At 54.5% G+C, this 25,279-nt stretch carries 28 protein-coding genes; 14 read left to right on the top strand and 14 right to left on the bottom strand.

What is annotated here, in order from left to right; translation table 11 throughout:
- Window positions 1–35: 35 nt before the first annotated feature.
- The 3 genes from ybjG to ACCW76_RS12265 form a co-directional block, all read right to left on the bottom strand.
- Complete coding sequence (gene ybjG / locus ACCW76_RS12275) at window positions 36–641, bottom strand: undecaprenyl-diphosphate phosphatase (protein WP_160868976.1); 606 nt, start codon at window positions 639–641, stop codon at window positions 36–38.
- Window positions 622–1,383 (bottom strand): phosphatase PAP2 family protein, encoded by a 762-nt coding sequence (locus ACCW76_RS12270; RefSeq protein ID WP_436338652.1) that lies wholly within the window; start codon window positions 1,381–1,383, stop codon window positions 622–624. The genes ybjG and ACCW76_RS12270 overlap by 20 nt, the downstream gene beginning before the upstream one ends.
- A gap of 202 nt (window positions 1,384–1,585) precedes the next feature.
- A complete protein-coding gene (locus tag ACCW76_RS12265) occupies window positions 1,586–3,274 on the bottom strand; it encodes an aspartate:alanine antiporter (RefSeq protein WP_038647892.1) in 1,689 nt (562 codons plus the stop codon).
- Between the two features lie 255 nt (window positions 3,275–3,529).
- On the opposite strand from ACCW76_RS12265, the gene ybjM reads away from it, so the two are divergent.
- Window positions 3,530–3,901 carry an inner membrane protein YbjM gene (gene ybjM, locus ACCW76_RS12260; RefSeq protein ID WP_045814001.1) on the top strand — a complete coding sequence of 124 codons (372 nt, stop codon included), beginning with the start codon at window positions 3,530–3,532 and terminating at the stop codon, window positions 3,899–3,901.
- A 33-nt stretch (window positions 3,902–3,934) separates the two neighbouring features.
- Here the strand turns inward: ybjM and ACCW76_RS12255 are convergent, their stop codons facing one another.
- Complete coding sequence (locus ACCW76_RS12255; protein ID WP_034820748.1) at window positions 3,935–4,198, bottom strand: GrxA family glutaredoxin; 264 nt, start codon at window positions 4,196–4,198, stop codon at window positions 3,935–3,937.
- A 261-nt stretch (window positions 4,199–4,459) separates the two neighbouring features.
- On the opposite strand from ACCW76_RS12255, the gene ACCW76_RS12250 reads away from it, so the two are divergent.
- From ACCW76_RS12250 to rlmC, 10 genes are all read left to right on the top strand, one after another.
- Complete coding sequence (locus tag ACCW76_RS12250; protein WP_436338651.1) at window positions 4,460–4,711, top strand: DUF1418 family protein; 252 nt, start codon at window positions 4,460–4,462, stop codon at window positions 4,709–4,711.
- Between the two features lie 12 nt (window positions 4,712–4,723).
- Entirely contained in the window at window positions 4,724–5,446 is a 723-nt protein-coding gene (nfsA, locus tag ACCW76_RS12245) for an oxygen-insensitive NADPH nitroreductase (protein ID WP_038647886.1), read from the top strand.
- A gap of 17 nt (window positions 5,447–5,463) precedes the next feature.
- Window positions 5,464–6,366: a 30S ribosomal protein S6--L-glutamate ligase gene (gene rimK, locus ACCW76_RS12240; RefSeq protein ID WP_038647884.1), complete on the top strand. Its 903-nt coding sequence runs from the start codon at window positions 5,464–5,466 to the stop codon at window positions 6,364–6,366.
- Window positions 6,367–6,452: 86 nt separating this feature from the next.
- On the top strand, window positions 6,453–6,932 hold the full coding sequence (locus ACCW76_RS12235; RefSeq protein WP_038647881.1) for a YbjN domain-containing protein: 480 nt from the start codon (window positions 6,453–6,455) through the stop codon (window positions 6,930–6,932).
- Between the two features lie 373 nt (window positions 6,933–7,305).
- Window positions 7,306–8,415, top strand: coding sequence for a spermidine/putrescine ABC transporter substrate-binding protein PotF (potF, locus tag ACCW76_RS12230; RefSeq protein WP_436338650.1), 1,110 nt, complete (start codon window positions 7,306–7,308; stop codon window positions 8,413–8,415).
- Window positions 8,416–8,534: 119 nt separating this feature from the next.
- Complete coding sequence (potG, locus tag ACCW76_RS12225; protein WP_156102820.1) at window positions 8,535–9,668, top strand: putrescine ABC transporter ATP-binding subunit PotG; 1,134 nt, start codon at window positions 8,535–8,537, stop codon at window positions 9,666–9,668.
- 9 nt (window positions 9,669–9,677) lie between these two features.
- The gene (gene potH, locus ACCW76_RS12220) at window positions 9,678–10,634 is read left to right on the top strand and encodes a putrescine ABC transporter permease PotH (RefSeq protein ID WP_034820712.1); all 957 of its coding nucleotides are present in this window, start codon (window positions 9,678–9,680) and stop codon (window positions 10,632–10,634) included.
- Complete coding sequence (potI, locus tag ACCW76_RS12215) at window positions 10,631–11,476, top strand: putrescine ABC transporter permease PotI (protein WP_038647875.1); 846 nt, start codon at window positions 10,631–10,633, stop codon at window positions 11,474–11,476. Before potH ends, potI begins: the two co-directional genes overlap by 4 nt.
- Before the next feature lie 198 nt (window positions 11,477–11,674).
- Window positions 11,675–12,139 (top strand): YbjO family protein, encoded by a 465-nt coding sequence (locus ACCW76_RS12210; RefSeq protein ID WP_038647873.1) that lies wholly within the window; start codon window positions 11,675–11,677, stop codon window positions 12,137–12,139.
- A gap of 48 nt (window positions 12,140–12,187) precedes the next feature.
- Window positions 12,188–13,324 (top strand): 23S rRNA (uracil(747)-C(5))-methyltransferase RlmC, encoded by a 1,137-nt coding sequence (rlmC, locus tag ACCW76_RS12205; RefSeq protein ID WP_436338649.1) that lies wholly within the window; start codon window positions 12,188–12,190, stop codon window positions 13,322–13,324.
- Window positions 13,325–13,387: 63 nt separating this feature from the next.
- On the opposite strand, the gene artJ (ACCW76_RS12200) is transcribed toward rlmC, so the two are convergent.
- The 6 genes from artJ (ACCW76_RS12200) to ACCW76_RS12175 form a co-directional block, all read right to left on the bottom strand.
- The gene (gene artJ / locus ACCW76_RS12200) at window positions 13,388–14,119 is read right to left on the bottom strand and encodes an arginine ABC transporter substrate-binding protein (RefSeq protein ID WP_436338648.1); all 732 of its coding nucleotides are present in this window, start codon (window positions 14,117–14,119) and stop codon (window positions 13,388–13,390) included.
- A 188-nt stretch (window positions 14,120–14,307) separates the two neighbouring features.
- The gene (gene artM, locus ACCW76_RS12195) at window positions 14,308–14,976 is read right to left on the bottom strand and encodes an arginine ABC transporter permease ArtM (RefSeq protein WP_038647867.1); all 669 of its coding nucleotides are present in this window, start codon (window positions 14,974–14,976) and stop codon (window positions 14,308–14,310) included.
- Window positions 14,977–14,979: 3 nt separating this feature from the next.
- Window positions 14,980–15,693, bottom strand: coding sequence for an arginine ABC transporter permease ArtQ (gene artQ / locus ACCW76_RS12190; protein WP_038647865.1), 714 nt, complete (start codon window positions 15,691–15,693; stop codon window positions 14,980–14,982).
- A gap of 6 nt (window positions 15,694–15,699) precedes the next feature.
- Window positions 15,700–16,431: an arginine ABC transporter substrate-binding protein gene (gene artJ, locus ACCW76_RS12185; RefSeq protein WP_034820697.1), complete on the bottom strand. Its 732-nt coding sequence runs from the start codon at window positions 16,429–16,431 to the stop codon at window positions 15,700–15,702.
- Between the two features lie 15 nt (window positions 16,432–16,446).
- Window positions 16,447–17,175 (bottom strand): arginine ABC transporter ATP-binding protein ArtP, encoded by a 729-nt coding sequence (gene artP / locus ACCW76_RS12180; protein WP_045834084.1) that lies wholly within the window; start codon window positions 17,173–17,175, stop codon window positions 16,447–16,449.
- Between the two features lie 239 nt (window positions 17,176–17,414).
- Complete coding sequence (locus ACCW76_RS12175; protein WP_200537190.1) at window positions 17,415–17,954, bottom strand: lipoprotein; 540 nt, start codon at window positions 17,952–17,954, stop codon at window positions 17,415–17,417.
- 97 nt (window positions 17,955–18,051) lie between these two features.
- Here ACCW76_RS12175 and ACCW76_RS12170 point away from each other — a divergent pair, with 97 nt between their 5' ends.
- Both ACCW76_RS12170 and ACCW76_RS12165 read left to right on the top strand, forming a co-directional pair.
- The gene (locus ACCW76_RS12170) at window positions 18,052–18,372 is read left to right on the top strand and encodes a heavy metal-binding domain-containing protein (protein WP_038647859.1); all 321 of its coding nucleotides are present in this window, start codon (window positions 18,052–18,054) and stop codon (window positions 18,370–18,372) included.
- Window positions 18,372–19,196 (top strand): N-acetylmuramoyl-L-alanine amidase, encoded by an 825-nt coding sequence (locus ACCW76_RS12165; RefSeq protein WP_436338647.1) that lies wholly within the window; start codon window positions 18,372–18,374, stop codon window positions 19,194–19,196. The genes ACCW76_RS12170 and ACCW76_RS12165 overlap by 1 nt, the downstream gene beginning before the upstream one ends.
- 163 nt (window positions 19,197–19,359) lie before the next feature.
- On the opposite strand, the gene ltaE is transcribed toward ACCW76_RS12165, so the two are convergent.
- The 3 genes from ltaE to ACCW76_RS12150 all read right to left on the bottom strand — a co-directional run bounded on the left by ltaE (window position 19,360) and on the right by ACCW76_RS12150 (window position 23,156).
- On the bottom strand, window positions 19,360–20,358 hold the full coding sequence (gene ltaE / locus ACCW76_RS12160) for a low-specificity L-threonine aldolase (protein ID WP_038647855.1): 999 nt from the start codon (window positions 20,356–20,358) through the stop codon (window positions 19,360–19,362).
- A 69-nt stretch (window positions 20,359–20,427) separates the two neighbouring features.
- Window positions 20,428–22,149, bottom strand: coding sequence for a ubiquinone-dependent pyruvate dehydrogenase (poxB, locus tag ACCW76_RS12155; protein WP_436338646.1), 1,722 nt, complete (start codon window positions 22,147–22,149; stop codon window positions 20,428–20,430).
- A gap of 110 nt (window positions 22,150–22,259) precedes the next feature.
- A complete protein-coding gene (locus ACCW76_RS12150; protein ID WP_436338645.1) occupies window positions 22,260–23,156 on the bottom strand; it encodes a lysine exporter LysO family protein in 897 nt (298 codons plus the stop codon).
- Between the two features lie 135 nt (window positions 23,157–23,291).
- Between ACCW76_RS12150 and ACCW76_RS12145 the strand changes: the two genes are divergently transcribed.
- Complete coding sequence (locus tag ACCW76_RS12145; protein WP_045816283.1) at window positions 23,292–24,932, top strand: ATP-dependent nuclease; 1,641 nt, start codon at window positions 23,292–23,294, stop codon at window positions 24,930–24,932.
- Between the two features lie 89 nt (window positions 24,933–25,021).
- On the opposite strand, the gene cspD is transcribed toward ACCW76_RS12145, so the two are convergent.
- Window positions 25,022–25,243: a cold shock-like protein CspD gene (gene cspD / locus ACCW76_RS12140; RefSeq protein WP_038647847.1), complete on the bottom strand. Its 222-nt coding sequence runs from the start codon at window positions 25,241–25,243 to the stop codon at window positions 25,022–25,024.
- Window positions 25,244–25,279 lie beyond the last annotated feature (36 nt).

The raw sequence follows: 25,279 nt of genomic DNA, 5'->3' as shown, positions 1-25,279 counted from the left end.
CCCTATCGGGCGGCCCGAGTGAGCCGCCCTTTACCTTATCCGCGTACCCACCCTTTTTTGATCGGCATAGCGAACAGAGCGCGATACAGCTGGTGGGTGAATGCCAGCATGCGTTCGCCGTACAACTGCCACGCCATATGCGAGGCCAGACACGCCAGTAAGCCCACCAAAAATCCGCCCAGCATATCCATAGGCCAATGTACGCCAAGATAAACGCGTGACCAGGCAATCGCACTGCCCACGGCCAGCAGAATGACGCCAGACCACAGGCGATGCCAGAAGATGAACGCCAGTGCAAAAGTGAAGATGGTGGTGCCATGATCGCTGGGGTAAGAGTCATCGGCGGCGTGAGCGAGGAATTGGTGCCCTAAGCCAATGGCAAATGGACGCGGATGCGGCAACAGTTGGCCCACGCACCATGAAATGCTCAATGCATAAATCAGCGCCATACCGGTTTTCAGTACCAGCGCGCGTTGAGATTGCACTTGATCGCGCGGCCCCCAAAACCATAAGGCCACAATCAGCAGCGGGACAATGGCAATCACATCTTTGGCGATAAAAGTCGCCAGGTTAATCAACCATGGCGGTGAATCCGTCGTGGCGTTGATCCATAGAAACAGGCTATGGTTGAGCGCTTCCATCACGTTTGCTTTTCCTCATCTTGTCTACCCAAAAAGAAACACCAGCAAAAATCAGCACCTGGCTCAGCCACACCCACCAGCCTGCCCACAAGTTGTGAGAGAAGAAGTGGGCACCGCGCATCACCTGTCCGTATCCCATCAGTAAGCCCACGGTGATACCGAACAACAGCGCCAGCACGGCGCGGCGCGGACGCTCTGGCCACCACAGGAAGAACAGCGCCATCAGGGCAAAGCCGCTGGAAGCGTGACCGCCTGGGAAGCATTGCCCGGGACCGCTGTTGGCCGGAGTAGGGTCCAGCAGCACAAAACTGGCCGCTTTACCGCCAAACATCGCCAAATCCCATGGGCAGGAGTGCGCGCTGTGCGCCTTCAGGATGCCCACCACTAGCGGCCCCATGCCAAACAGCAGGGCCACCAGCACGCGGCGACCATCACGCTTCTGCACACCTCGTAACAACATCAATACCGCACCGGCGATGATCACATCCTTGAACAAGCGATGATTGATCAGGTCCAGCCAGCGGTTGTGTTGCCACGGAAACGTCTGCGTCTGTGGGTCAAACCACAGCTGACTGATGGCGATATCCAGGCTCTCGTGGCGCGACCACCACATAAACACCAGTGCCGAAATTGCCAGTAAAATAAAGTTGATAGCGTAAAAGCGACCAGACAAACAATAAATAGTCGGGCTCTTAATCTTATCGTGGGTTGTTGGAGTGTTTAACTTTGATGAAAGTTGCATGAATATTTAAAAATAGCGAAACCAGAGTGGCAGGGTCGCAATTTACGCTTAGGAGAACCTTAAGCGGCAGGAATTGCAGGCATAAAAAAACCCGCAAGTCAGTGACCGGCGGGCTCCACAATTTGGGGATTTCAAAGAAAAGCAGTGGCACTTATTCAGACTGCGCCCCAAATAGAAAGTTCTGAACGCGGTAAAAATATTTTTAAAAAGGCAAAAGCGGCCAAATTATCACAATAAGCGTGCCGGCCAGCGTCAGCAAAACGTTAGCAATCGCATAAGTTCCTGCATAGCCCAGTGCCGGAATGCTACTGCGCGCGGTATCGCTGATGATCTCCATCGCCGGGGCGCAGGTGCGCGCGCCCATGATGGCGCCAAACAGCAGCGCGCGGTTCATGCGTAACACGTAGGCACCAAACAGATAGCAAATCACCACTGGGATCAAACTCACCAGCAGGCCGCTGAGCAACATCAAAGCGCCTGCGCTGCCCAGGCCATGTTGCAGGCCGCTACCGGCGCTCAAACCGACACCTGCCATAAACACCATCAAACCGAACTCCTTCACCATGGTCAGCGCACCCTGCGGAATGTAGCCGAAGGTCGGATGGTTCGCGCGCAGGAAGCCGAGCATGATACCCGCGAACAGCAAACCGGCGGCGTTGCCGATGCCGAAGCTAAAGTTGCTGAACTGGAAGGTGATCATGCCGATCATCAACCCAATGATAAAGAAGGCGCAGAAGGCCAGCAGATCGGTCATTTGACTGTGAATGGCAATAAAGCCGATGCGATCTGCCAGGCTTTTCACTCGGCGCGCTTCACCACTGACCTGCAACACATCGCCCTTGTTGAGCATGATGCTGTCATCAATTGGCATCTCAATCTGGCTGCGAATCACCCGATTGAGGAAGCATCCATGATCGGTGAGTTTCAGATGGCTCAAACGTTTGTTCACCGCATTGTGGTTTTTCACCACAATCTCTTCGGTGACGATACGCATGTCGAGTAAATCGCGGTCGAACACTTCTTTGCCGTTACGGAAGCTGGCGTCAAGGCGTGCGTGTGCATCGGGGTAGCCCACCAGCGAAATTTCATCACCGAGTTGCAGCATCGCATCCCCATCCGGGCTGGCGAGAATACCGTTACGGCGCAGACGTTCAATGTAGCAGCCGGTCTGACGATGAATGCCTAACTCGCGCAGGTTTTTGCCGCCGCTCCATTCCACCAGTTCCGGGCCAACGCGATAGGCGCGGATGACCGGTAAGAACACTTTACGCTGGCTGTCGGCATCCAGTCCGCGCTCTCGCGCAATCTGCTGCGCACAAGTCGGTAAGTCCTGATGTTGCAGACGGGGCAGATAGCGTGCACCAAAGATCAGGCTGACCAGACCGATTAAATAGGTGAGGGCGTAACCGAGGCTGAGGTTATCCTGCATCATGTTGAGCTGATGGCTGTCACTGATGCTTTGCCGCAGCGTGTCACCCGCGCCCACCAGCACCGGCGTGGAAGTCATGGAACCGGCCAGCATGCCCGCCGTCAGGCCGATATCCCAGCCGAACACTTTACCCAGCCCAAGAGCAATGAGCAGCGCACTGACCACCATCACAATGGCGAGGAAGAAGTAATTTTTACCGTCGCGGAAAAAGATCGAAAAAAAGTTAGGTCCGGCTTCAACACCGACACAAAAAATAAACAACATAAAGCCGAGGCTGAGTGCGTCGGTATTTATCGCAAAGTGCTGCTGGCCTAAAATCAATGAAACAACGAGGACACCAATGGAATTTCCTAGCTGTACCGAGCCCAGGCGTAATTTACCTAAGCACAGCCCCAGGGCTAAGACGACAAATAATAACAGAACGTCATTTCCGCTTAACAATTCTGCGACGTTAATGTTCACGGTTTAACTTCTTCTTTACCTGTAACAAGTTGATGAGAAGGCCTTTTTTCGCTATCTTGTGGCAGCCGTTAGCGTCCTTGCCGCCAGCAAGGTGCAGACCATTATTTAAAACGGCGTCATTCTAATCATAAATAACTTCCTCAGCTATCAGCAGTTTTTAATCCTTCTGCCAGCGGCTGTTTCTTTTTATTTCCACTTGTGCGCATCAGGGCAGTAAACGTTTCAATATTGTTAACAACAAAGTTGAGGATGGTTATGTTGCAGCGCAATAATCGCTGGCCAGCATCAGTTCTGGGTATGATGCTTTATACGCTGGTGTTTATTTTTGCACACCATTTTTGGGCCCTTGCCGCGGAACAAACTATGCGCGGACAGCCTGAATTATTGCTGTTTTTATTGCCGGGCATGTTAATGGCGGTGTTGCAGCCAGATAGCCCCCTGGTCAGTACACTGTGGGTCGCCGTGGTGGGCACGCTATTGGGTATGGCCTGGATGTGGCTCACCGTCACGCAGATGCACAGTTGGCTGCTGATTGTTGCATGGAGTTTAAGTGCGCTGTTTTGGGCTGGATGCGGGGCGTTACTGATCCGCCTGATGCGGATTATGCTGGCGATGCGTGCCGAATAGCAGGATCAAAAACGGGCCCGCAGGCCCGCTTGATTAGGCTTCAACACCCAGATTTTCTTTGGTCCAGGCCGCAAATTCGGTGTAACCACCGATGTGCTGGTCATCAAGGAAAATCTGCGGCACGGTGGTCACCGGTTTGCCGGCACGTGCTTCCAGGTCGGCCTTGGTGATGCCGGTCGCCTGAATATCGACGTATTGATAGTTGAAATCATCGCGCTCGCTGGTCAGCTTGGTGGCTAACTCTTTCGCACGTACGCAGTATGGGCAGCTTGAACGGCCAAAAATCACTGCAATCATTGCTTCTCTCCTTCCGCTGCTGTTTTGTGACCAGTTTCACATTACAGCGTGAATAATGGCTAACATCATGCCCGCCCATCCTGCTTAAGCAAAGAAGAAAATGCCTGTTACTCTAATGACCGCAATCTATGTCCATCATACTTCACTCTGCAGATGTGTTTGGCTCCAGTTAAGCGGCTGGTGATAGCCACACCTTGCTGCAGAGCGAATTATTCGGGTCTAAAATGCGACTGACCTATTGAGCAACTGAGGAAATCACCCATGCGTAATCTGGCCACGTTGCCTAAACCGGTTTTGTTGCTGGAAGTGCTTGGCGTACTTGCGGTGACGGGGGCGCTGTTGCTGGTCAACGACTGGATTAGCGCGCCGGATTTTGTGGCAAAAAAGTCGCTGGCCACGCTGCTGTTTTTCCTTGGCATTGCGCTGATGTTGCCAGCCGCCTGGCTGATGATGTGGCGTACCGCGCAAGCGATGGCACCGCAGTTGTTCAATCACAACCACAAGAAGAAGTAACCGGAGAGGATTATGACGCCGACCATCGATTTACTGTGCAGCCACCGTTCCATTCGCGCCTTTACTGAGCAGGGCATTGATGATGCCCAGCGCAGCGCGATCATTGCTGCAGCACAAGCGGCCTCGACCTCCAGCTTTTTGCAGTGCTCCTCAATTATTCGCATTACCGACCAGGAAAAGCGTCAACAGCTGGTGCAACTCACCGGCGGGCAACCGTGGGTGAGTGCCGCCGCTGAATTTTGGGTGTTTTGTGCCGACTTTAATCGTCATCAGCAGATCTGCCCGGATGCCCATCTTGGGCGTGCCGAACAGTTGCTGCTGGGCTGTGTGGATACGGCATTGATGGCACAAAACGCCATGGTCGCAGCGGAATCGCTGGGATTGGGTGGGGTGTTTATTGGTGGCATCCGTAATAGCATCGCGCAAGTCACAGATTTGCTGGAACTGCCGAAATTCGTGCTGCCACTGTTTGGTTTCTGCATCGGTCATCCCGCTTCTGCCCCAGACGTGAAACCCCGCATGCCAGCGGCGATGCTGGTGCATGAAAATCGCTATCAACCTGTCGATAAAAGCGTGCTGGCCCAGTACGATAACCAAATCACGGCTTATTACCAGCAGCGTGACAGCAACCAGCGTTCGGAAACCTGGAGCGAACTGATTCAACGCCTGATCATCAAAGAAACGCGTCCGTTTATGCTGGATTATCTGCATCAACAGGGCTGGGCAACGCGCTAAGCACAAGGAACTCTGCAATGAAGATGGCCATTCTCACGCGTGATGGAACGCTGTATTCGTGTAAGCGCCTGCGCGACGCCGCGGAAGAGCGTGGTCATCAGGTGCAGATGATCGATCCACTCTCCTGCTACATGAACATCAATTCCGATTCTCCCGCGGTGCATTATCGTGGCGAACCGCTGGGCCACTTTGATGCCGTTATCCCGCGCATTGGCACGGCGACCACCTTTTACGGCACGGCGGTGCTGCGCCAGTTCGAGATGTTGGGCAGCTATCCGCTGAATGAATCGGTGGCCATCACCCGGGCGCGTGACAAATTGCGATCGTTGCAGCTGCTGGCGCGTGAAGGCATTGATATGCCGATCACCGGGTTCGCCTCTTCGCCTGACGATACTCAGGATGTGATCGCCATGGTGGGTGGTGCGCCGCTGGTGGTGAAATTAGTGGAGGGCACGCAGGGGATTGGCGTGGTGCTGGCTGAAACGCGGCAGGCGGCAGAGAGCGTGATTGATGCATTTCGTGGCCTTAACGCCCACATTCTGGTGCAAGAGTTTATCAAAGAGGCACAGGGGCGAGATATTCGCTGCCTGGTGATCGGCAATGAAGTGGTGGCGTCGATTGAGCGCGAAGCGAAAGAGGGGGATTTCCGCTCGAATCTTCATCGTGGTGGTAAAGCGCACGCGGTGACCATCACCGAAAAAGAGCGCGAAATCGCGGTGAAAGCCGCATCCACGCTCGGGCTGGAAATCGCAGGGGTGGATATTTTACGCGCCAATCGCGGCCCGCTGGTGATGGAGGTGAATGCCTCGCCAGGGCTTGAGGGCATTGAAGGCACCACCGGCCTCGACATCGCTTCAATGATGATTCACTGGGTAGAAGCACATGCCTGCCCCGGCTATCGTCTTAAAACCGGGGGCTAGGCGCGCTTTTACGTGGTTTTCGTGGCATCAGAGGGACTTTTTCCGTAAGCTAAGGCGCTTATTTCTTCACCCCACAGGACATAACGATGGATTCACTGGTCGTTCCTGACATCGACATCCTGCGTCGCTGGCTGGATCAACAAAATATCACCTGGTTCGAATGCGATGCCTGCCAGGCACTGCACCTGCCGCACATGCAGAATTTTGACGGGGTGTTTGATGCAAAAATCGACCTGGTGGACAACGTCATCCTTTTCTCGGCCCTCGCGGAAGTGAAACCCACAGCACTTATTCCTTTGGTCGGCGATTTATCGCAGATCAATGCCAGTTCGCTTACGGTGAAGGCCTTTATCGATATTCAGGATGACAATCTGCCCAAGCTGATTGTCTGCCAGTCGATCAGTACCACTGCCGGATTAACCTTTGGTCAGTTCTCGCACTTTATGAAGCAAAGTGAAGAGGGCGTTTCCATGGTGATCATGGAAGCCTTTGCTAATAATTTGCTGATGATGGGCGAAGAAGAGGAGCGCCAACCCAGCTCCAGCAGCCACGCGATGCTGCACTGAGTTCCCCGCCTCGCTAACTGCCGCTTTTTGCGGCAGTTTTCATTTTAGCCCTACCACTTTTTATTCTGCATTTTGCCCTTTATTGCCAGATATTAGTCGTGCTTTATGCCGCTAGTGCCAAACCCCATAGCAGAAACATGCATAAAATATCGCAAAAAGGCGTTTTTTACGCTGAGATCTGGCACGCGTGAAGCAGGGGGGCTATTCTTGCGGGGCTGCTTGAGACATGCAACCTCAGCACAACTATAGGTTTTTGCTATTAAACTCCCGCTGAATATTGATTCATTGTGTGTCTGTGATTAAACAGAAAAAACGCAACGTCAGGATCGCGTGTATGCAGCGTTGTGATGACCCCCTCAGGAGGAAGTAAAACATGATCAACCAACGTAAAAAATGGTTGCCAGGTGTGGTTGCAGGTGTGCTGATGGCGGCGGCCGTTAGTGCTCAGGCAGAGGATAAAACGCTGCACGTCTATAACTGGTCCGATTATATTTCGGCCGACACCGTGCCGAATTTTGAAAAGCAGACCGGCATCAAAGTGGTCTACGACGTCTTCGATTCCAACGAAGTGCTGGAAGGTAAACTGATGGCCGGTTCAACCGGTTACGACGTCGTCGTGCCTTCTTCCAGCTTCCTCGCACGTCAGCTGCAATCCGGTGTGTTCCAGGAGCTGGATAAGAGCAAACTGCCAAACTACAAAAACCTCGATCCTGATTTGATGGCGAAAGTCGCGCAGCACGATCCGGGCAACAAATATGCGATTCCGTATCTGTGGGGTACCACCGGTATTGGCTACAACGTCGATAAAGTGAAAGCCGCGCTGGGCACTGATGCGCCCGTCAACAGCTGGGATTTGGTGCTGAAGCCAGAAAACCTGGAAAAACTGAAAAGCTGTGGTGTTTCCTTCCTCGACGCACCGGAAGAGATTTTCGCCACCGTACTGAATTATCTCGGCAAAGATCCGAACAGCTCTGACGCCAAAGATTACACCGGCGCCGCCACTGACCTGTTGCTGAAGCTGCGTCCTAATATCCGTTACTTCCATTCGTCTCAGTACATTAACGACCTGGCCAATGGCAACATCTGCGTGGCGATCGGCTGGTCGGGCGATATCCTGCAAGCGAAGGATCGTGCCGCTAAAGCCAACAACGGCGTGCATCTGGGTTACAGCGTGCCGAAAGAGGGCGCTCTGGCCTTCTTCGACATGATGGCGATTCCGAAAGACGCGAAAAACCTCGATGCAGCCTATCAGTGGCTGAACTACATCATGGATCCAAAAGTGATCGCGGATGTCTCTAACAAGATGAACTACGCCAACGGCAACAAGGCGTCACTGCCATTGATCAATGCGGATGTGCGCAACAATCCGGGCATCTTCCCAACGCCGGATGCGATGGCCAAGCTGTTTGTGCTCAAAGTCCAGGATCCGAAACTGGATCGTGCGCGCACCCGTGCATGGACTAAAGTAAAAAGTGGTAAGTAATTCGTTCTAAACGGATTCATTACCTGTAGACGACAACAGAGGCGCGGTGATGGCCTCTGTTGTGCCATTTTAGCGGCTGGCTGTGCCGCGCTACACCGCTTAGCGCCGGAGAAATGTTAGTGAACGACGCGATTCCCCGCCCCCCAAATAAAACGGCTAAGGCGTTAACGCCGCTGCTGGAAATTCGCAACCTGACCAAATCTTTTGACGGCCAGCACGCCGTGGATGATGTCAGCCTGACCATTTATAAAGGCGAGATTTTTGCCCTGCTGGGTGCTTCCGGCTGTGGTAAATCGACCTTGCTGCGCATGCTGGCAGGCTTTGAGCCACCGACCAGCGGGCAGATTGTGCTGGATGGGCAAGACCTGTCGCACGTTCCGCCTTATCAGCGCCCGATCAACATGATGTTCCAGTCTTACGCACTGTTCCCGCACATGACGGTGGAACAGAACATCGCCTTTGGACTGAAGCAGGATAAATTGCCGAAAGGCGAAATCAGCAGCCGCGTAGCAGAAATGCTGACGCTGGTGCACATGCAGGAATTTGCTAAGCGCAAACCGCATCAACTTTCGGGCGGTCAGCGTCAGCGTGTGGCATTGGCGCGTAGTCTGGCGAAACGGCCCAAACTGCTGCTGCTGGATGAACCGATGGGTGCGCTGGATAAGAAACTGCGCGACCGTATGCAGCATGAAGTGGTGGATATCCTGGAGCGCGTTGGCGCGACCTGCGTAATGGTCACGCACGACCAGGAAGAAGCGATGACTATGGCGGGTCGTATCGCGATCATGAACCGTGGCAAATTTGTGCAGATTGGTGAGCCGGAAGAGATCTACGAGCATCCTACCAGCCGTTACAGCGCCGAATTTATCGGTTCAGTTAACGTGTTTGATGGCCTGCTGCGTGAGCGCACGGAAGAGGGCGTGGTGATCGATGCGCCGGGCCTGGTGCATCCGCTTAAAGTGCAGACCGATGTCTCCATCATCGATAACGTGCCCGTGCATGTCGCTTTACGTCCGGAAAAAGTGATGCTGTGCGAAGAAGTGCCGGCAGATGGCTGCAACTTTGCCGTGGGTGAAGTGGTGCATATCGCTTATCTCGGCGACCTGTCGATTTATCACGTTCGCCTGCGTAGCGGTCAGATGATCAGCGCGCAGCTGCAGAATGCACATCGCTACCGCAAAGGTGCGCCAACATGGGGTGATGAAGTTCGCCTGTGCTGGGACGCCGACAGCTGTGTGGTTCTGACGGTTTAAGGAGGCGTAATGAGCCAGATTTCTCAACGCAGCGAGCCGGAAGTGGTGGGCACTCCACTGCAGCGCTGGGGCACGCGCATCAAAATGCTGCATGGCCGCAAGCTGGTGATCGCACTGCCTTACCTGTGGCTGATCCTGCTGTTTCTGCTGCCGTTCCTGATCGTGCTGAAGATCAGTTTCGCCGATATTGCGCGTGCCATTCCTCCTTACACCGATCTGGTGACCTGGGCCGATGACCAGCTCAATCTGGTGCTGAATCTCGGTAACTACATCACACTGACGGATGATCCGCTATATGCCGAAGCCTATCTGACTTCACTCAAGGTGGCGGCGATTTCTACCGTGATCTGTCTGCTGATCGGATACCCGCTGGCGTGGGCGGTGGCGCACAGTAAGCCTTCAATGCGCACTATTCTGCTGTTGCTGGTGATCTTGCCCTCCTGGACTTCGTTCCTGGTGCGCGTATACGCGTGGATGGGCTTACTGAACAACAACGGTATTCTTAACCGCTTCCTGATGTGGTTGGGGGTTATCGATCATCCGCTGGTGATTCTTTACACCAATACCGCGGTGTATATCGGTATCGTTTACTGCTATCTGCCGTTTATGGTGTTGCCGATCTATACCGCGCTGACACGCATCGACTACTCGCTGGTGGAAGCCTCGCTGGACCTGGGCGCGCGTCCGCTGAAAACTTTCTTCAGCGTGATCGTGCCACTGACCAAAGGCGGCATTATCGCCGGTTCGATGCTGGTGTTTATCCCGGCGGTGGGTGAGTACGTGATCCCGGAACTGCTGGGAGGGCCAGACAGCATCATGATCGGCCGCATCCTGTGGCAGGAGTTCTTTAACAACCGCGACTGGCCGGTGGCTTCGGCGCTGGCGGTGATCATTCTGTTGATTCTGATTCTGCCAATCATCTGGTTCCACAAGCATCAAAATCGTGAGTTAGGAGAGAAGGAATGAATCAGTTACCAACCATTCGCTCTCCATGGCGTACGGCGATTTTGGCCGCATGCTTCCTGTTCCTGTACGCGCCGATGCTGCTGCTGGTGGTTTACTCCTTCAACAGCTCGCAGCTGGTGACTGTGTGGGAGAGCTTCTCGTTCCACTGGTACAAAGTGCTGTTCCAGGACGATGCGATGCTGGATGCCGTTGGCCTCAGCCTGACCATTGCGGCGCTCTCCGCTACCATGGCGGTGGTGTTGGGCACCATGGCTGCGGTAATCATCGTGCGTTTCGGCCGTTTCCGTGGGCATAGCGGTTTTGCATTTATGCTCACCGCGCCGCTGGTGATGCCAGATGTGATCACCGGGTTGTCACTGCTGCTGCTGTTTGTGGCGATGGGCAACACCTTCGGCTGGCCGAGCGATCGTGGCATGCTCACCATCTGGCTGGCGCACGTCACCTTCTGTACTGCTTACGTGGCGGTGGTGATCAACTCCCGTCTGCGCGAGCTGGATCGTTCCATCGAAGAAGCGGCAATGGATCTCGGGGCGACGCCGCTGAAAGTGTTCTTCGTGATAACCGTGCCAATGATTGCTCCTGCAATTGTCACCGGTTGGCTGCTGGCCTTTACGCTGTCGCTGGATGATCTGGTGATTGCCAGCTTCGTCACCGGGCCGGGAGCCACGACGCTGCCGATGGCGATCTTTGCTACTGTGCGACGCGGCGTCAATCCAGAGATCAATGCGTTAGCCTCATTGATTCTGTTTGTCGTCGGCCTGGTCGGTTTCATCGCCTGGCGCTTTATGGCGCACGAAGAAAAGCAACGTTTACGCGATATTCAGAAAGCCAGACGTGGCTGAAACCCGTAACATTTGCCAATATAATAACGGGCCGGTTTACCCTTCATACTTCACGTTGTAGGGGCGTTGGCTAAGTGTGTTCACCCCAGTCTCTTACTTAGGTAAGCTCCTGAGGATTCGCACACTTGCCGCCTTGCTAAAACGTGAATTATTTTGAGGTAAGACTTGCCCGTTTTTTTATGGTTACGGAGTCAAACCATGTCGGAAACCCTCAAAAACGCGATGGCCAATTCAACGCCTGCACCAGTGATGGTCGCGGGGATCGCCATCATTGCCACACGCTGTCTCAGCGTGCTGATGCTGGCCAATGAGCTGGGTTACGACGAAATAGCCAACTTTGTCCACCGCAGTGCGCAGGCGTGGGATTCCACGCTGATTTTTATCGCCAGTCAGCTGATCTTTCTGTTTGAACTGCGCTGTGCTTTTACCCTGCTGCGTGGCAGCAATCGCGGACGCTGGGGTTATGTGGTGGCGCAAATAATTGTACTCGGTTATATGCTCATGGCATCAGTCGGCTGGATCTACCCGGAAATTTTCAGTATTCCTGGTGAAACCAATGCGCAGATCATTCATCACACGTTGATGCAGAAAGTACCGGATGCGCTGGTGTTGCTGCTACTGTTTGTGCCGGCCAGCAGCCGCGCTTTTTTCCGCGCCCGGTGATACAATCTGCCCCCGTTTTTCTCCCGACTTTGATATACAGGCCTTTCCATGTATTGCGCGCTTTATGATGCCGGTCGCTGTCGTTCATGCCAGTGGCTGGAGAAACCCTATCCGCAGCAGCTCAGCGAAAAACAGTCGCTGCTCGAGCAGTTGCTGTCGCAGACCGCGGTGGCAGAATATTTACCGCCGGTGACCTCGCCGCTGCAGGGTTTTCGTAATAAAGCCAAAATGGTGGTGAGTGGCAGCGTCGAACGGCCGATTTTCGGCATGATGGCGCGTGATGGCGAAGCGGTGGATCTGTGTGATTGCCCACTCTATCCCGCCAGCTTTGCACCCGTGTTTGATGTGCTAAAACCCTTTATTGCCCGCGCTGGATTGACACCCTACAACGTGGCGCGTCAACGCGGCGAACTGAAATTCCTGCTGCTTACCGAGAGTTCGCAAGGTGGGATGATGCTGCGGTTTGTGCTGCGATCCACCCGCAAGCTGGAGCAGTTGCGCGCGGCTTTACCCTGGTTGCAGCAGCAGTTGCCGCAGTTGAAAGTGATCTCCGCCAATATCCAGCCAGTACATATGGCGATTTTGGAAGGGGAAGAAGAGATTGCTTTGACGCCCGATCAGGCACTGGCAGAATGTTTCAATCAGGTCCCGCTGTATATTCGTCCGCAGAGTTTCTTTCAGACCAATCCGCAGGTCGCAGCAGATCTGTATGCTACGGCGCGTGATTGGGTAGCAGAGTTGCCGGTGACCAGTATGTGGGATCTGTTCTGCGGCGTGGGCGGTTTCGGTTTGCACTGTGCCACGCCCGAGATGCAGCTGACCGGTATTGAAATCAATGCGGAAGCCATTGCCTGTGCGCAGCAATCGGCTGAACAGTTGGGTCTCGATAAAGTGAGTTTCGCCGCGCTGGATTCCACCCGGTTCGCGACATCGCATGAACAGGTGCCACAGCTGGTGCTGGTTAATCCGCCGCGTCGCGGTATTGGGGCTGAACTGTGTGCTTATCTCAGTGAAATGGCGCCAGACTACATTCTCTATTCAAGCTGCAATCCCACTACGATGGCGCAGGATATTGCGCGCCTGGCAGATTACGCGGTGAGCCGCGTCCAGCTGTTTGATATGTTTCCACACACGGCACACTTTGAAGTGCTAACGCTGCTGATTAAGAAGGGTGGAGCCACGTAGCCACCGCCTGAACGGAGGACGTGCAGAACCTGTCAGGTGGCACGCCACGCGGCTCCATAATGCTTATTCCGGGAACCACTTCTGGTTGATTTGCTGCCAGGTGCCATCGGCTTTCAGCGCCACCAGTGCGTCATTCATCTCTTTCAACAACGCTGCATTGCCTTTACGCACCGCAATGCCTAAGCCAGTGCCAAAGTATTCAGCATCAGTGATATGTTCACCCACCGGGCTGAGATCGTCGTTGGCTTTCAGCCACTGATTGACCACCGCGCTATCACCAAACACGCCGTTCAGACGACCATTTTTCAGGTCGAGAATCGCGTTCTGATAACTGTCGTAAGACACGGCGATCACTTCTGGATGTTTCTCCAGCAGGTATTTCTGGTGCGTGGTGCCGTTTTCTACCCCTACACGCTTACCTTTCAACTGGCTAAAGTCGGTGAACTGTCCCTTTTGGGCAATCACAATCGCGGAGTTGGCGTAGTAAGGCTGAGTGAAATCGACCTGTTTGCTGCGCTCTGCCGTGATGTCCATGCCTGAGATGACCGCATCATAACGACGGAATTTCAGCGAAGGGATCAAACTGTCAAACGCGTTATTGGTAAAGGTGCAATCCGCTTTCATTTGCTGACATAAGGCTTTTGCCAGATCGATATCGAAGCCGACAATTTGGTTGTCGTGATCGAGGGATTCAAACGGGGGATAGGTCGCAGAAGAGGCGAAACGAATTTTTTCCGCCGCATAAGCATTCATTGCCAGTGTTGCCAGCGCCGCAGCAACAATCCATTTTTTCATTATGTGACTCCTGTAAACCATGCCAGAGATAGAACGGATTACACGATGCCAGTAAATGAATTTATATGCAAATAATATGATTAAAAAATTACATGTGTTGTTGGGGGGTGTAGCTGCGCGAGATATGACGCGTTTGTCCGCAACACTTTCATCTCAGACAAACGCGATAAATCGCGCCACGACAGTAATCAATTGCGGTGTTCGAATGCCAGTGCGCGCTTTTCGATTAAACGCATCATCAGCGTGAGCAAACCGTTGACCACCAGATAGATCAGCCCGGCAGCGGCATACACCGTGATGTCATAGGTGCGCCCATACAGCAACTGACCGTGTCCCATCACTTCCATCAACGTAATGGTGTACGCCAGTGAGGTACTTTTAAACACCAGCACCACTTCATTTGAGTAAGAAGATAGAGCACGTTTAAACGCATACGGCAGTAGGATACGCAACGTGTCTTTGCGATTCATACCCAGCGCAGCGCAGGATTGCCACTGCCCGGAGGGGATAGCGCGAACTGCACCGTAGAACAGTTGAGTGGTATAGGCTGCACTGTTGAGCGACAGCGCAATCAGCGCGCAAAGCCAGGGCTGTGATAGCAGATGCCATAACCACGGCACATTTTGAATGCTGGGAAACTGGCCTGGGCCGTAATAAATCAGGAAGATTTGCACCAGCAGCGGGGTGCCGGTAAACACCGTGATGTAGCCTTTCACCAGCCAGTTCAGCACCGGGACTTTCAGTGAGAGCACGATGGTGCACAGCAGCGACAGCAGCAGCGCGGCAATCAGTGATGCCACCGTCAGGGTCAGACTGGTATGCAACCCTTTCAGGAGCTCGGGTAAGTAATCCAGCATGCGTCAGGCTCCCCGTTCAAAACGCGTGGTGCGCGATTCAATACGGCGCAGTATCGCCTGACTGAACAGCGTAATAATCAGGTAGACGGCCGCAGCCACCAGATACCAGGTAAAGGGTTCTTGTGTGCGCGTGGCAATGCTTTTGGTTTGCAGCATGATGTCATTCACGCTAATCAGCGACACCAACGCAGTATCTTTCAGTAACACCAACCACTGATTGCCAAGACCCGGCAGCGCATGACGCCACATTTGCGGCATGATCAGGCGGAAAAAAATCGCCGACTTCTTCATACCCAACGCCTGGCCGGATTCCCATTGGCCCACAGGCACGGCTTTCAGTGCGCCGCGCAACGTTTGGGAGGCATAGGCAGAATAAAGCATCGCGAGGGCAATCACACCGCACAGGAAGGGGCTGACGTCGAAGTTTTCAATCTGTACCTGCACGGGAATGCTGAACAAGCCCAGATTGATATGGAAGCCATCGGATAAGGTCAGTAGCAGCTGTGAGGCACCAAAGTAGACAAACAGCACCACCAGAATTTCCGGCAGACCACGGATCAGCGTCACCAGCGCGGTACCGATCCACGCCAGCGGTTTCCAGCGGACGGTTTCCCAGCCAGCAAAAATCATCGCCAGCACAAGGCCGGCGATCAGTGCACAAACAGCAAGGCCGACAGTCATGCCGGCGGCGCTTGCGAGTGGAATCATTTCATTCATCAGGGATTACTGCTGGAACCATTTGTTGTAGATGGTTTTGTAGGTGCCGTCAGCTTTGATCTTTTCCAGGGCGGTGTTGAATTTGCCCTGCAGCTCGGTGTTGCCCTGACGGACGGCGATACCCAGACCGGTACCGAAGTAATCTTTATCGGTCACTTTCTCACCCAATGGTGCGAGGTTGGCATTTTGTTTCAGCCATTCGTTCACCACGGCGGTGTCACCAAATACCGCATCAATACGACCATTTTTCAGGTCCAGAACCGCGTTCTGGTAGCTATCGTAAGGCACAACGGTGATGTCGTTGTGTTTATCAGACAGATATTTCTGGTGCGTGGTGCCGTTCTGAACGCCAACGCGTTTACCTTTCAGCGCATCAACGTTCGCCAGCTTGCCTTTCTGGGCAATAAAGATCGCGGAATTATCGTAGTAAGGCTTGGAGAACAGCACCTGCTTTTCACGCTCTGGGGTGATATCCATACCCGCCATTACGGCGTCAAAACGACGGAATTTCAGGCTTGGGATCAGGCTGTCAAACGCCTGATTAGTGAAAGTACAGGTCGCATCAATCTCTTTACACAGCGCATTGGCCAGATCGACATCGAAACCCTGAATCTTGTTGTCAGAGTCGACAAATTCAAACGGAGGATATGAAGCTTCGGTGGCAAAACGCAGGGTTTGCGCAGCAGAAGCGCTGAGGCTCAGACCGGCAAGCAGTGCAGCAAGTACGACTTTTTTCATTAGATGCATCCTGACTTAGTGCGAAAGATAATGTGCAAACGCTTCGGTTTGCGGCTGTGTAAAGTGGCTGGCATCGCCTTGCTCAACGATATGGCCGTTCTCCATGTACACCACGCGGCTGGCGGTTTTACGCGCCACTTCCACTTCGTGGGTCACAATCACCTGAGTAATCTGCGTCTGTGCCAGCTCACGAATGATGCTGACGATCTGCGCGGTGATTTCAGGGTCGAGGGCTGCGGTGGGTTCGTCAAACAACAGCACCTGCGGCTCCATCATCAACGCTCGGGCAATCGCCACACGCTGTTGCTGGCCACCGGAAAGATGCAAGGGAAAACGATCGGCAAAAGGGGTCAGACGCAGACGTTCCAGCAGTTTATCAGCGCGCGCGCGTGCGGCTTCTTTGCTGAGACCGAGCACGCGACACGGTGCTTCAATCAGATTCTGCACCACGCTGAGGTGCGGCCACAGATTGTATTGCTGGAACACCATGCCCACGTTTTGGCGCAGTTCACGAATAGCGCTGTCTGACGGCGCTTTGCTGAAGTCGAAATGATTCCCGGCAATCTGCAGGCTGCCGGAACGCGGCTGCTCCAGCAGATTGAGGACGCGCAGGAGCGAACTTTTACCCGCGCCACTCGGCCCGAGCAACACCAGCGTCTCTCCCTGCGGGCAAGCCAGGTTGATATCGAACAGTGCCTGATGGGCACCGTAAAAACAGTTTATGGCGTTTAGTTGAATACTCATGCGCAAAAAATGAATAGTAATTAGTGCCGCGGATCTTAACGTCACCAGAATAGTTATGCAATTGTGGTGGGTTAAAATTTATTAAACAGCAGTGAAGTCCCCAAAGCGTAGCACAATATCGCGCAGGTCAACGCCGGGAAGGGCTCGCTGGCTGCAATTTATTGATGAAAAATTAACAAAAAACGCCGCAAAGATGCGGCGCGCTTATGTTTAGAACTGAGTGCGGTAAAATTGAACAGCTATTTCTTCTCTTCCAGCAGCTGGCTGAGCGACCCGCCACCTGCGTGCGGCCAGTCACCGACGTAGCGTATATCATCCACAGCCCAGCAGGTGCCTTCATGAATCATTAATACCTCGTCATGCCAGCTTTTGCCCTCGCGACTCAAATCGACGCGCAGTGGAATATTACGTGCATCGCGATTAGGAATGGTTGAGGCGCTGGCAACTTCCGCCGATGTTGGACCCTGCGCGAGGCTGGAGAACAAATCGCCCTGGCTCCACGAGGCAGGTTTGCTGCTCTGCGTGCTGGCGCTCAGCAGTTTTTGATACAGGTGATCGCTCAGGTAAGGGCGATATTTTGCCAGCGTGGTGCTATCGGGCAGACCCTGGCCGGGCTGGCTGATGCGTAAATCGTAAAACTGCTGCGCGACGCTATCTGGGCCACCGTCGACACAGCTGGCAGTGCGCGGTCCGTTATCTTTGATCACCGGTTCGACGGTGGTACAGGCACTGAGCAGTAACGCAGCGGGAACAAGCAGCGCAAAGGCATTGTTTCTCATCTCGATTTCCTTATTGTTCACTGGCAAAGCGTCATTTTTAGCATAGAGTATAGTCTCGCTTTTACGCCGTACGAGCTGTTCACCTCAGGAGAGAAAAATGAAATTTTCCACCACGCCCACATTAGAAGGGCACAGCATCAGTGAATATTGCGGTGTGGTTACCGGTGAAGCGATTCTCGGGGCCAATATTTTTCGCGACTTCTTTGCCGGGATTCGCGATATCGTCGGTGGTCGTTCCGGAGCTTATGAAAAAGAGCTGCGCAAAGCGCGGCAGATTGCATTTGAAGAGCTGGAAGAGCAAGCAAAGGCGCTGGGTGCGAATGCGGTCGTGGGCATTGATATCGATTATGAAACTGTGGGTAAAGACAGTAGCATGCTGATGGTCAGCGTGACCGGAACGGCTGTGATCATTCGCTGATGCGGGTCGTTGTCGCTTTGATGATGGCGCTGCTGCTCAGTGCCTGCCACTCCTCGCTGGAATCAAGACAGGGTTATTGGGTCGATACCGCGCATCCGGCACAGGGCGCGCGGCCTCGTATCAAAGTGGTGGTGATCCACTATACCGCCGAAGATCTGCCTTCCTCACTGGCCACGCTGACCGATCGTGAAGTCAGCGCACACTATCTCATTCCACAGCAGCCCGCGCAGAAACGGGGTAAGGGTGTGATCTGGCAACTGGTGCCGGAGCCTGAGCTGGCGTGGCATGCCGGGCCGAGTTTCTGGCGCGGTGCGACCCGCATCAATGACACGTCGATTGGTATCGAGATAGTCAATCGTGGTTATACGCGGACATTAACTGGCGTGGAGTGGCAGCCGTTTACGCCAGCGCAAATCAGCGTGCTGGTGGCGCTGGTGAAAGATATCACGCAGCGCTATGCCATTACGCCAGAGAATCTGGTGGGGCACAGCGATATCGCGCCGCAGCGGAAGCAGGATCCTGGCCCGCTGTTCCCCTGGCAGCAGTTGGCGGAACAGGGGCTGGGCGCATGGCCCGATCGCGACACGGTACAGCGTTATTTGAACGGGCACGTGGCGGGTGCGCCCATCGATCAGGCCGAGCTGCTGGATGCGCTGCAGCGCTATGGTTATGACGTCAATTCAGCGAATACCCCGCAAATGCAGCGTAAGCTGATCGCGGCGTTTCAGATGCACTTCCGTGCGCGGGATTATCGAGGCATCGCCGATGCAGAAACGCTGGCGATAGCCCGAGCGTTACTGGTGAAATACGGCGCAGCGCAGTGATGAAACGGTGTATGGCATCGCCGATGCAGAAACGCTGGCGATAGCACAGGCGTTTCTGGCGAAGTACGGTACGGCGCGGTGATGTAAAGCTGAAGTAGGGTGCTCGCCAGGGTGAGCTTGTGGACGGCCCGAAGACCGTCTCTGTAAGGCAACCTGAGCTCTGTCACGCTAAAAACGCCTGCCAGTGTGCAACCAGACGTTGTAAATCCTGACGGCTGACATCGAGGTGGGTGGCAATACGTGTGACCGGGCCTACGCTCATCAACACATCGCCCGAGTGCATCCAGCTTTTAAGCGCGTCAACCTGATCCGCCGGTACTTTCACAAACAGCATGTTGGTGTGCTGATTCAGTACCTCTACGCCAATCGCGCTAAGCTGCTCCGCCAGCCAGGCGGCATTGTCATGATCTTCTTTCAGGCGCGCCACATTGTGCTTCAGTGCGTACAGACCCGCCGCGGCCAGGATGCCTGCCTGACGCATGCCGCCACCGGTCATTTTACGCCAGCGACGTGCCTGCTCAATGTAGGCTTCATCGCCGCACAGCAGTGAACCGACCGGCGTGCCCAGCCCTTTGGACAGGCAGATGGTCAGCGTATCGCAATAGCGAGCGATATCCTTCAGCTCAACATTTTGCGCCACCACGGCATTGAAAATGCGGGCGCCATCAATGTGCAGCGCCAGTTTGTGCTCACGCGTCAGCTTCCACGCTTGCTCCAGATAGCTCTGCGACAGCACTTTGCCGTGATGGGTGTTTTCCAGACTTAGCAGGCGCGTGCGCGCAAAATGGATGTCATCCGGTTTGATGGCGGCAACAATATCCGCCAGCGGCAGCGATCCATCTTCGGCATGAGAAATAGGTTGAGGCTGAATGCTGCCCAGCACCGCCGCGCCACCCGCTTCGTATTTGTAGTTATGTGCCTGCTGGCCGACGATATATTCATCGCCGCGCTGGCAGTGACACAGCAGTGCCACCAGGTTGGCCTGGGTCCCGGTAGGGAAGAACAGAGCAGCGGCTTTGCCACTCAGGCGTGCGGCCTCGCGTTCCAGCGCATTGACGGTGGGATCATCGCGATAGACATCATCGCCAGTTTCGGCGGCCATCATCGCATCCAGCATGGCGGCACTTGGGCGGGTTACGGTATCACTGCGTAAATCGATCACATCGCTCTCCTGAAACAAAAAAGCGGGCTGAGCGCCCGCGTTGTGAGTTATCTGGCCTGGTTATCCGTTTTACCTCAGCCAGTTAGTTTTCGCCAGTTCAACGATCTCATCGCCACGTCCATTCAGAATCGCGCGCAGCATATACAGGCTGAACCCTTTGGCCTGCTCGGCTTTGATCTGCGGTGGCATCGAAAGCTCTTCTTTAGCGGTAATCGCATCGATTAGCACCGGACCGTCATGCGCAAATGCCTGTTCCAGCGCGCTGTTAAGTTCAGAGGCTTTCTCGACGCGAAGGCCTTTAATGCCACAGGCGGTGGCAATCGCGGCAAAATCGGGGTTTTCCAGATCGGTGCCATCGGTGAGGTAGCCGCCCGCTTTCATTTCCATTGCCACAAAGCCCAGCACGCTGTTGTTGAAAATCACCAGCTTTACCGGCAGCTTTAACTGGGCGACGGAAATAAAATCGCCCATCAGCATACTGAATCCACCATCCCCACACAGCGCCACGACCTGCCGTTGCTTATCGATGGCCTGAGCGCCGAGCGCCTGTGGCATCGCGTTGGCCATCGAACCGTGGTTGAACGATCCCAGCAGGCGGCGCTTGCCGTTCATTTTCAGATAGCGCGCAGCCCACACCGTAGGCGTGCCCACATCACAAGTGAAAATCGCATCCTCGGCCGCGTAATGGCTGATTTGCTGTGCCAGATATTGCGGATGAATCGCTTGTTTATCATTGGCGGTGGCCAGGTCGTCCAGGCCTTTTCGCGCCTCTGCATAGTGTTCCAGCGCGCTGTCGAGATGGTGCCGATCGCTTTTGCTGGCGAGCTGAGGTTGCAGCGCCTGCAGTGTGGCTTTGATATCGCCAATCAGCGCCATGTTGACATGGCTATGCGCACCGAGGCTGGCGGGATTGATATCAATCTGGATGATATGGGCATCAGCCGGATAAAACGGCCGATAAGGGAACTGTGTACCCAGTAGCACCAGCGTGTCGGCGTTCATCATGGCGTGATAACCGGATGAAAAGCCGATCAAGCCGGTCATGCCGACATCGTAAGGATTATCGTACTCGATGTGCTCTTTGCCGCGCATGGCGTGCACCACGGGCGCTTTCAGTGTTTCTGCCAGTTGCACCACTTCAGCGTGCGCGCCAGCACAGCCGCTGCCGCACATCAGCGTAATATTTTTGGCATGGTTGAGCGTGTCGGCCAGCCGGGCGATTTCACTGGCGTTAGGCACAACATGGGGTAATTGTGGCGGATACCACTCGCTACGCGCCCCTTCCGGCGCCGGTTTCAGGGCAATGTCGCCCGGAAGCACGATGACCGATACACCACGATTGAGAATCGCTTTGCGCATGGCGATGCCGAGAACCTGCGGCAGTTGCTCAGGGTTGGACACCAGTTCGCAATAGTGACTGCATTCGCGGAAAAGCTCTTCCGGATGCGTTTCCTGGAAGTAACCGCTGCCGATTTCGCTCGAGGGGATATGAGCCGCAATCGCCAGCACTGGCACATGGTTGCGGTGGCAGTCAAACAGGCCGTTAATCAGATGCAGGTTGCCTGGGCCGCAGGAACCGGCGCATACCGCTAGTTCACCGCTGATTTGCGCTTCAGCGCCTGCCGCAAAGGCCGCCACCTCTTCATGGCGAGTGGGCATCCATTCAATGGTGCCCATGCGATTCAGGCTGTCATTGAGTCCATTAAGAGAATCACCCGTGACACCCCAAATGCGTTTCACACCGGCGCTTTCCAGGGTTTTGGCCAGCAGTGCCGCCACAGTTTGCTTCATCGTTCGCTCCTTTCTGGTGTTTTGCCATCCGTCCCGATGGCGGAAACGTGTCAGTCAGAAAGCGTAGACGAAGGAAGGCGCGCGCAGCCGTGAAAAAATGCGCTCGGTGCTCAGGTGGAAAACAGCGCGATAAGAATCGGGGCCAGTAAACTCATGATAAAACCGTGCACGATCGCGGCCGGGACAATTTCCATGCCGCCGGTGCGTTGCAGAATCGGCAGGGTGAAATCCATTGAGGTGGCGCCACTCAAACCCAGTGTCATACTGCGCTGACGGCTGATCAACAGCGGGATCAGCATAATGGTGATCAGTTCACGCAGCAGATCGTTAAAGAAAGCGGCACTGCCAATCACCGGCCCAAACGATTCCGTCATGAGAATGCCGGAAAGCGAGTACCAGCCGAAGCCGCTGGCAAGCGCCAGGCCGGTTTTGATTGGCAAATCGAGCCATAATGCGGCCAGCATCCCACCAATTAAGGCGCTGCACAGCGACACCGCCGCCACCAGCATGCCGCGACGATTGAGCGTGATTTGACGCAAGGTCATGCCGCTGCTGCGCAGTTGAATGCCGACCAGGAACAACATCAGCATCAGGGCATATTCACTGATGGTTGATGCGTGGCGCAGAATTGACCACTGGCTTAATCCCAACAGGAATCCGCCCAGTACCGAGCCACACAGCTTGAGGGATTCCAGCGCCATGTGCAGACGGGAAGGCAGGGCTTGCTGCTTGTGCGGGTGATGCCACGGCACGCGCTTCTCCAATAGCCAGAAAGCCATCAGGGAACAAGCGAGAATGCACAGCATACTGATCAACGCGGTATGAAAAATGGTGAGCAGATTACTGCTGAGGTTATCAAGGAAAGCGAGGCTGGTGCCCATAAAAAACAGGATGATGTACACCAGAGCGCTCAACAGGCGGGCGACGCCACGCAGCAGATTGGCACGGGTCACATGCAGTAAATAGCCAGCAATCAGTGGCAACAGAATGATGATTAAGCCATACATAGAGCGTTTCCATCCGTGGGAGAGGGCCGCAAGCTATCGGAAAAGAGTTGAAGTGTAAACCTTTTACCCATGCATTAACTTGACCAACTTAACGAGGCGAACCATGCTCAGGCAAAGCACTCAAGGGATGGCATGATGTTTCTGGAACATATCGATATTCGCGGTTTTCGTGGCATCAATCGGCTGTCGTTGCCACTCACTGATACCAATCTGCTGATTGGTGAAAATGCCTGGGGTAAATCCAGCCTGCTGGATGCGCTGACACTATTACTGGCGCCTGCGGCTGAACCTTATCAATTTACCGAACATGATTTTCACTTCCCACCGGGCGATCTGGAAGCCCGTCTGCGTCAGCTGCAACTGGTGTTTCGCTTTCGTGCACAAGCGGGCGATGACGAAGCGGTGTTCCAGCCTTTCTGGCAGCGTGATGAAAACGGGCGCTTTATCCGCTTCAGCACCCGTGCGCGCCGCAATGAACATGGCGTGAAAACCACCTGGCGCTTCATCGACCAAAATGGCGATGTGCTGGCGATGGAAGGCACTGAGGCGGCGCTGGCGCATCTGCGTGCCTTCTATCCAGTGCTCAGACTGCGCGATGCGCGCTTTGGCCGCCGTGGACGACACAGCAGCACCGATGCGGATCGCCGGGCCACGACGCTGAGTGAATTGTCACAGGAAGTCGAGAAATTAACCCGGGATTTGGTCGTGCAGCCACAGAATTTAAGTGACGATTTACTGCGTCAGGGCTTGCACACCATGCAGCAATTGCTGGAGCACTACTTCCTTGTGCAGCAACCGGGGGTCAGCGCGGCGCGTGTCGCACCTGAATTGCGCGACGGTTCGCAAGGCTGGCGCTCACTCGACAAGCTTAACCACCTGATTGCCGGAACGGAATCACGCAGTCGCCAGGTCATTTTATTGCGCATGTTCTCTTTACTGATTCAGGCGCACGGCAATGAAGCGCTGCCGCCGGGCGCTCACCCATTGCTGCTGGTGGAGGATCCGGAAACGCGACTGCATCCGATTATGCTGTCAGTGGCGTGGAACCTGCTGGATTTAATGCCGCTGCAAAAAATCACCACCACCAATTCGGGGGAGCTGTTATCTCAGGTGCCGTTGGAGAATATTTGTCGCCTGGTGCGTGAACCTACACGCGTTGCGGCATGGCGGATTGGTCCTGAAGGATTGAGCGCAGAGGAGAGCCGCCGTATTGGATTTCATATCCGCGTGAATCGCCCCTCGGCACTCTTTGCCCGCTGCTGGTTACTGGTGGAGGGAGAAACGGAAGTGTGGATCATCAATGAACTGGCACGGCAGCGCGGCTACCATTTTGCGGCCGAAGGGGTCAAAGTCATCGAATTTGCGCAGTCTGGTCTAAAGCCGCTGTTGAAGTTTGCCAGACGCATGGGCATCGCCTGGCATGTGTTAACGGATGGCGATGAAGCGGGCAATAAGTATGCAGCCAGCGCCCGGAGCCAACTGCAGGAGCATGAACGGCAAGACGATCATCTGACGCAGTTCCCGGCCCCGGATATAGAACACTTTCTCTATAAGCAGGGGTTCAGCGATGTTTATCACGACATGGCGCACCTGCCGTTAAACGTGCCGATGAATGCGCGGCGTATTATTACCAAAGCGATTCATCACAGCTCGAAACCCGAGCTGGCGATTGCGGTAGCCATGGCGGCGGCAGAGCGTGGGCCGCAGGCGATTCCCGCCTTGCTGGATCAGTTGTTTGCTCGCGTGATGTGGTTAGCACGCGGACGGGCGGATTGAAGTGCGGGAAAATTCGCAAAAGAAAAATGCCAGCGTCTGCGGCTGGCATTTTTTTTCGGGAGTGGTCAGAATGAATGAAGAGGCGCGCGTCAGGCGACTTGCGTGACTTCACAGGGCACAATCAAGCTGGCGTGATTGCCTTTTGGCCCTTCATGGACATCGAACTGAACCTGCTGGCCGGCCTTCAGCGTTCTGTATCCCTCCATCTGAATCGTGGAGTAGTGTGCGAAGATATCGTCGCCGCCGCCAATCGGACAGATAAAGCCGAAGCCCTTGGCGTTGTTGAACCATTTAACAGTACCCGTCTCCATGCTTTTACTTCCCTCGCAAGACATTTTGAACAGTAG

The sequence above is a fragment of the Pantoea sp. C8B4 genome (assembly GCF_051336905.1).
GTDB lineage: Bacteria > Pseudomonadota > Gammaproteobacteria > Enterobacterales > Enterobacteriaceae > Pantoea > Pantoea rwandensis_B.
Note: the sequence above shows the minus strand (reverse complement) of the source record. Positions and strands in the feature narration are given on the sequence as shown.

Excerpts from the sequence above, each read along its gene's own strand:
- ACCW76_RS12210 (WP_038647873.1), top strand. The coding sequence starts at position 11,675 with ATGTCGGAAACCCTCAAAAACGCGATGGCCAATTCAACGCCTGCACCA.
- ACCW76_RS12145 (WP_045816283.1), top strand. The coding sequence starts at position 23,292 with ATGTTTCTGGAACATATCGATATTCGCGGTTTTCGTGGCATCAATCGG.
- ACCW76_RS12150 (WP_436338645.1), bottom strand. The coding sequence starts at position 23,156 with ATGTATGGCTTAATCATCATTCTGTTGCCACTGATTGCTGGCTATTTA.
- ACCW76_RS12270 (WP_436338652.1), bottom strand. The coding sequence starts at position 1,383 with ATGCAACTTTCATCAAAGTTAAACACTCCAACAACCCACGATAAGATT.
- artJ (WP_034820697.1), bottom strand. The coding sequence starts at position 16,431 with ATGAAAAAAGTCGTACTTGCTGCACTGCTTGCCGGTCTGAGCCTCAGC.
- ACCW76_RS12250 (WP_436338651.1), top strand. The coding sequence starts at position 4,460 with ATGCGTAATCTGGCCACGTTGCCTAAACCGGTTTTGTTGCTGGAAGTG.
- ybjM (WP_045814001.1), top strand. The coding sequence starts at position 3,530 with ATGTTGCAGCGCAATAATCGCTGGCCAGCATCAGTTCTGGGTATGATG.
- cspD (WP_038647847.1), bottom strand. The coding sequence starts at position 25,243 with ATGGAGACGGGTACTGTTAAATGGTTCAACAACGCCAAGGGCTTCGGC.
- ACCW76_RS12175 (WP_200537190.1), bottom strand. The coding sequence starts at position 17,954 with ATGAGAAACAATGCCTTTGCGCTGCTTGTTCCCGCTGCGTTACTGCTC.
- ACCW76_RS12255 (WP_034820748.1), bottom strand. The coding sequence starts at position 4,198 with ATGATTGCAGTGATTTTTGGCCGTTCAAGCTGCCCATACTGCGTACGT.
- rimK (WP_038647884.1), top strand. The coding sequence starts at position 5,464 with ATGAAGATGGCCATTCTCACGCGTGATGGAACGCTGTATTCGTGTAAG.
- artJ (WP_436338648.1), bottom strand. The coding sequence starts at position 14,119 with ATGAAAAAATGGATTGTTGCTGCGGCGCTGGCAACACTGGCAATGAAT.
- artM (WP_038647867.1), bottom strand. The coding sequence starts at position 14,976 with ATGCTGGATTACTTACCCGAGCTCCTGAAAGGGTTGCATACCAGTCTG.
- artP (WP_045834084.1), bottom strand. The coding sequence starts at position 17,175 with ATGAGTATTCAACTAAACGCCATAAACTGTTTTTACGGTGCCCATCAG.
- ybjG (WP_160868976.1), bottom strand. The coding sequence starts at position 641 with ATGGAAGCGCTCAACCATAGCCTGTTTCTATGGATCAACGCCACGACG.
- artQ (WP_038647865.1), bottom strand. The coding sequence starts at position 15,693 with ATGAATGAAATGATTCCACTCGCAAGCGCCGCCGGCATGACTGTCGGC.
- ACCW76_RS12165 (WP_436338647.1), top strand. The coding sequence starts at position 18,372 with ATGCGGGTCGTTGTCGCTTTGATGATGGCGCTGCTGCTCAGTGCCTGC.
- ACCW76_RS12235 (WP_038647881.1), top strand. The coding sequence starts at position 6,453 with ATGGATTCACTGGTCGTTCCTGACATCGACATCCTGCGTCGCTGGCTG.
- potF (WP_436338650.1), top strand. The coding sequence starts at position 7,306 with ATGATCAACCAACGTAAAAAATGGTTGCCAGGTGTGGTTGCAGGTGTG.
- potI (WP_038647875.1), top strand. The coding sequence starts at position 10,631 with ATGAATCAGTTACCAACCATTCGCTCTCCATGGCGTACGGCGATTTTG.
- ACCW76_RS12170 (WP_038647859.1), top strand. The coding sequence starts at position 18,052 with ATGAAATTTTCCACCACGCCCACATTAGAAGGGCACAGCATCAGTGAA.
- potH (WP_034820712.1), top strand. The coding sequence starts at position 9,678 with ATGAGCCAGATTTCTCAACGCAGCGAGCCGGAAGTGGTGGGCACTCCA.
- poxB (WP_436338646.1), bottom strand. The coding sequence starts at position 22,149 with ATGAAGCAAACTGTGGCGGCACTGCTGGCCAAAACCCTGGAAAGCGCC.
- nfsA (WP_038647886.1), top strand. The coding sequence starts at position 4,724 with ATGACGCCGACCATCGATTTACTGTGCAGCCACCGTTCCATTCGCGCC.
- rlmC (WP_436338649.1), top strand. The coding sequence starts at position 12,188 with ATGTATTGCGCGCTTTATGATGCCGGTCGCTGTCGTTCATGCCAGTGG.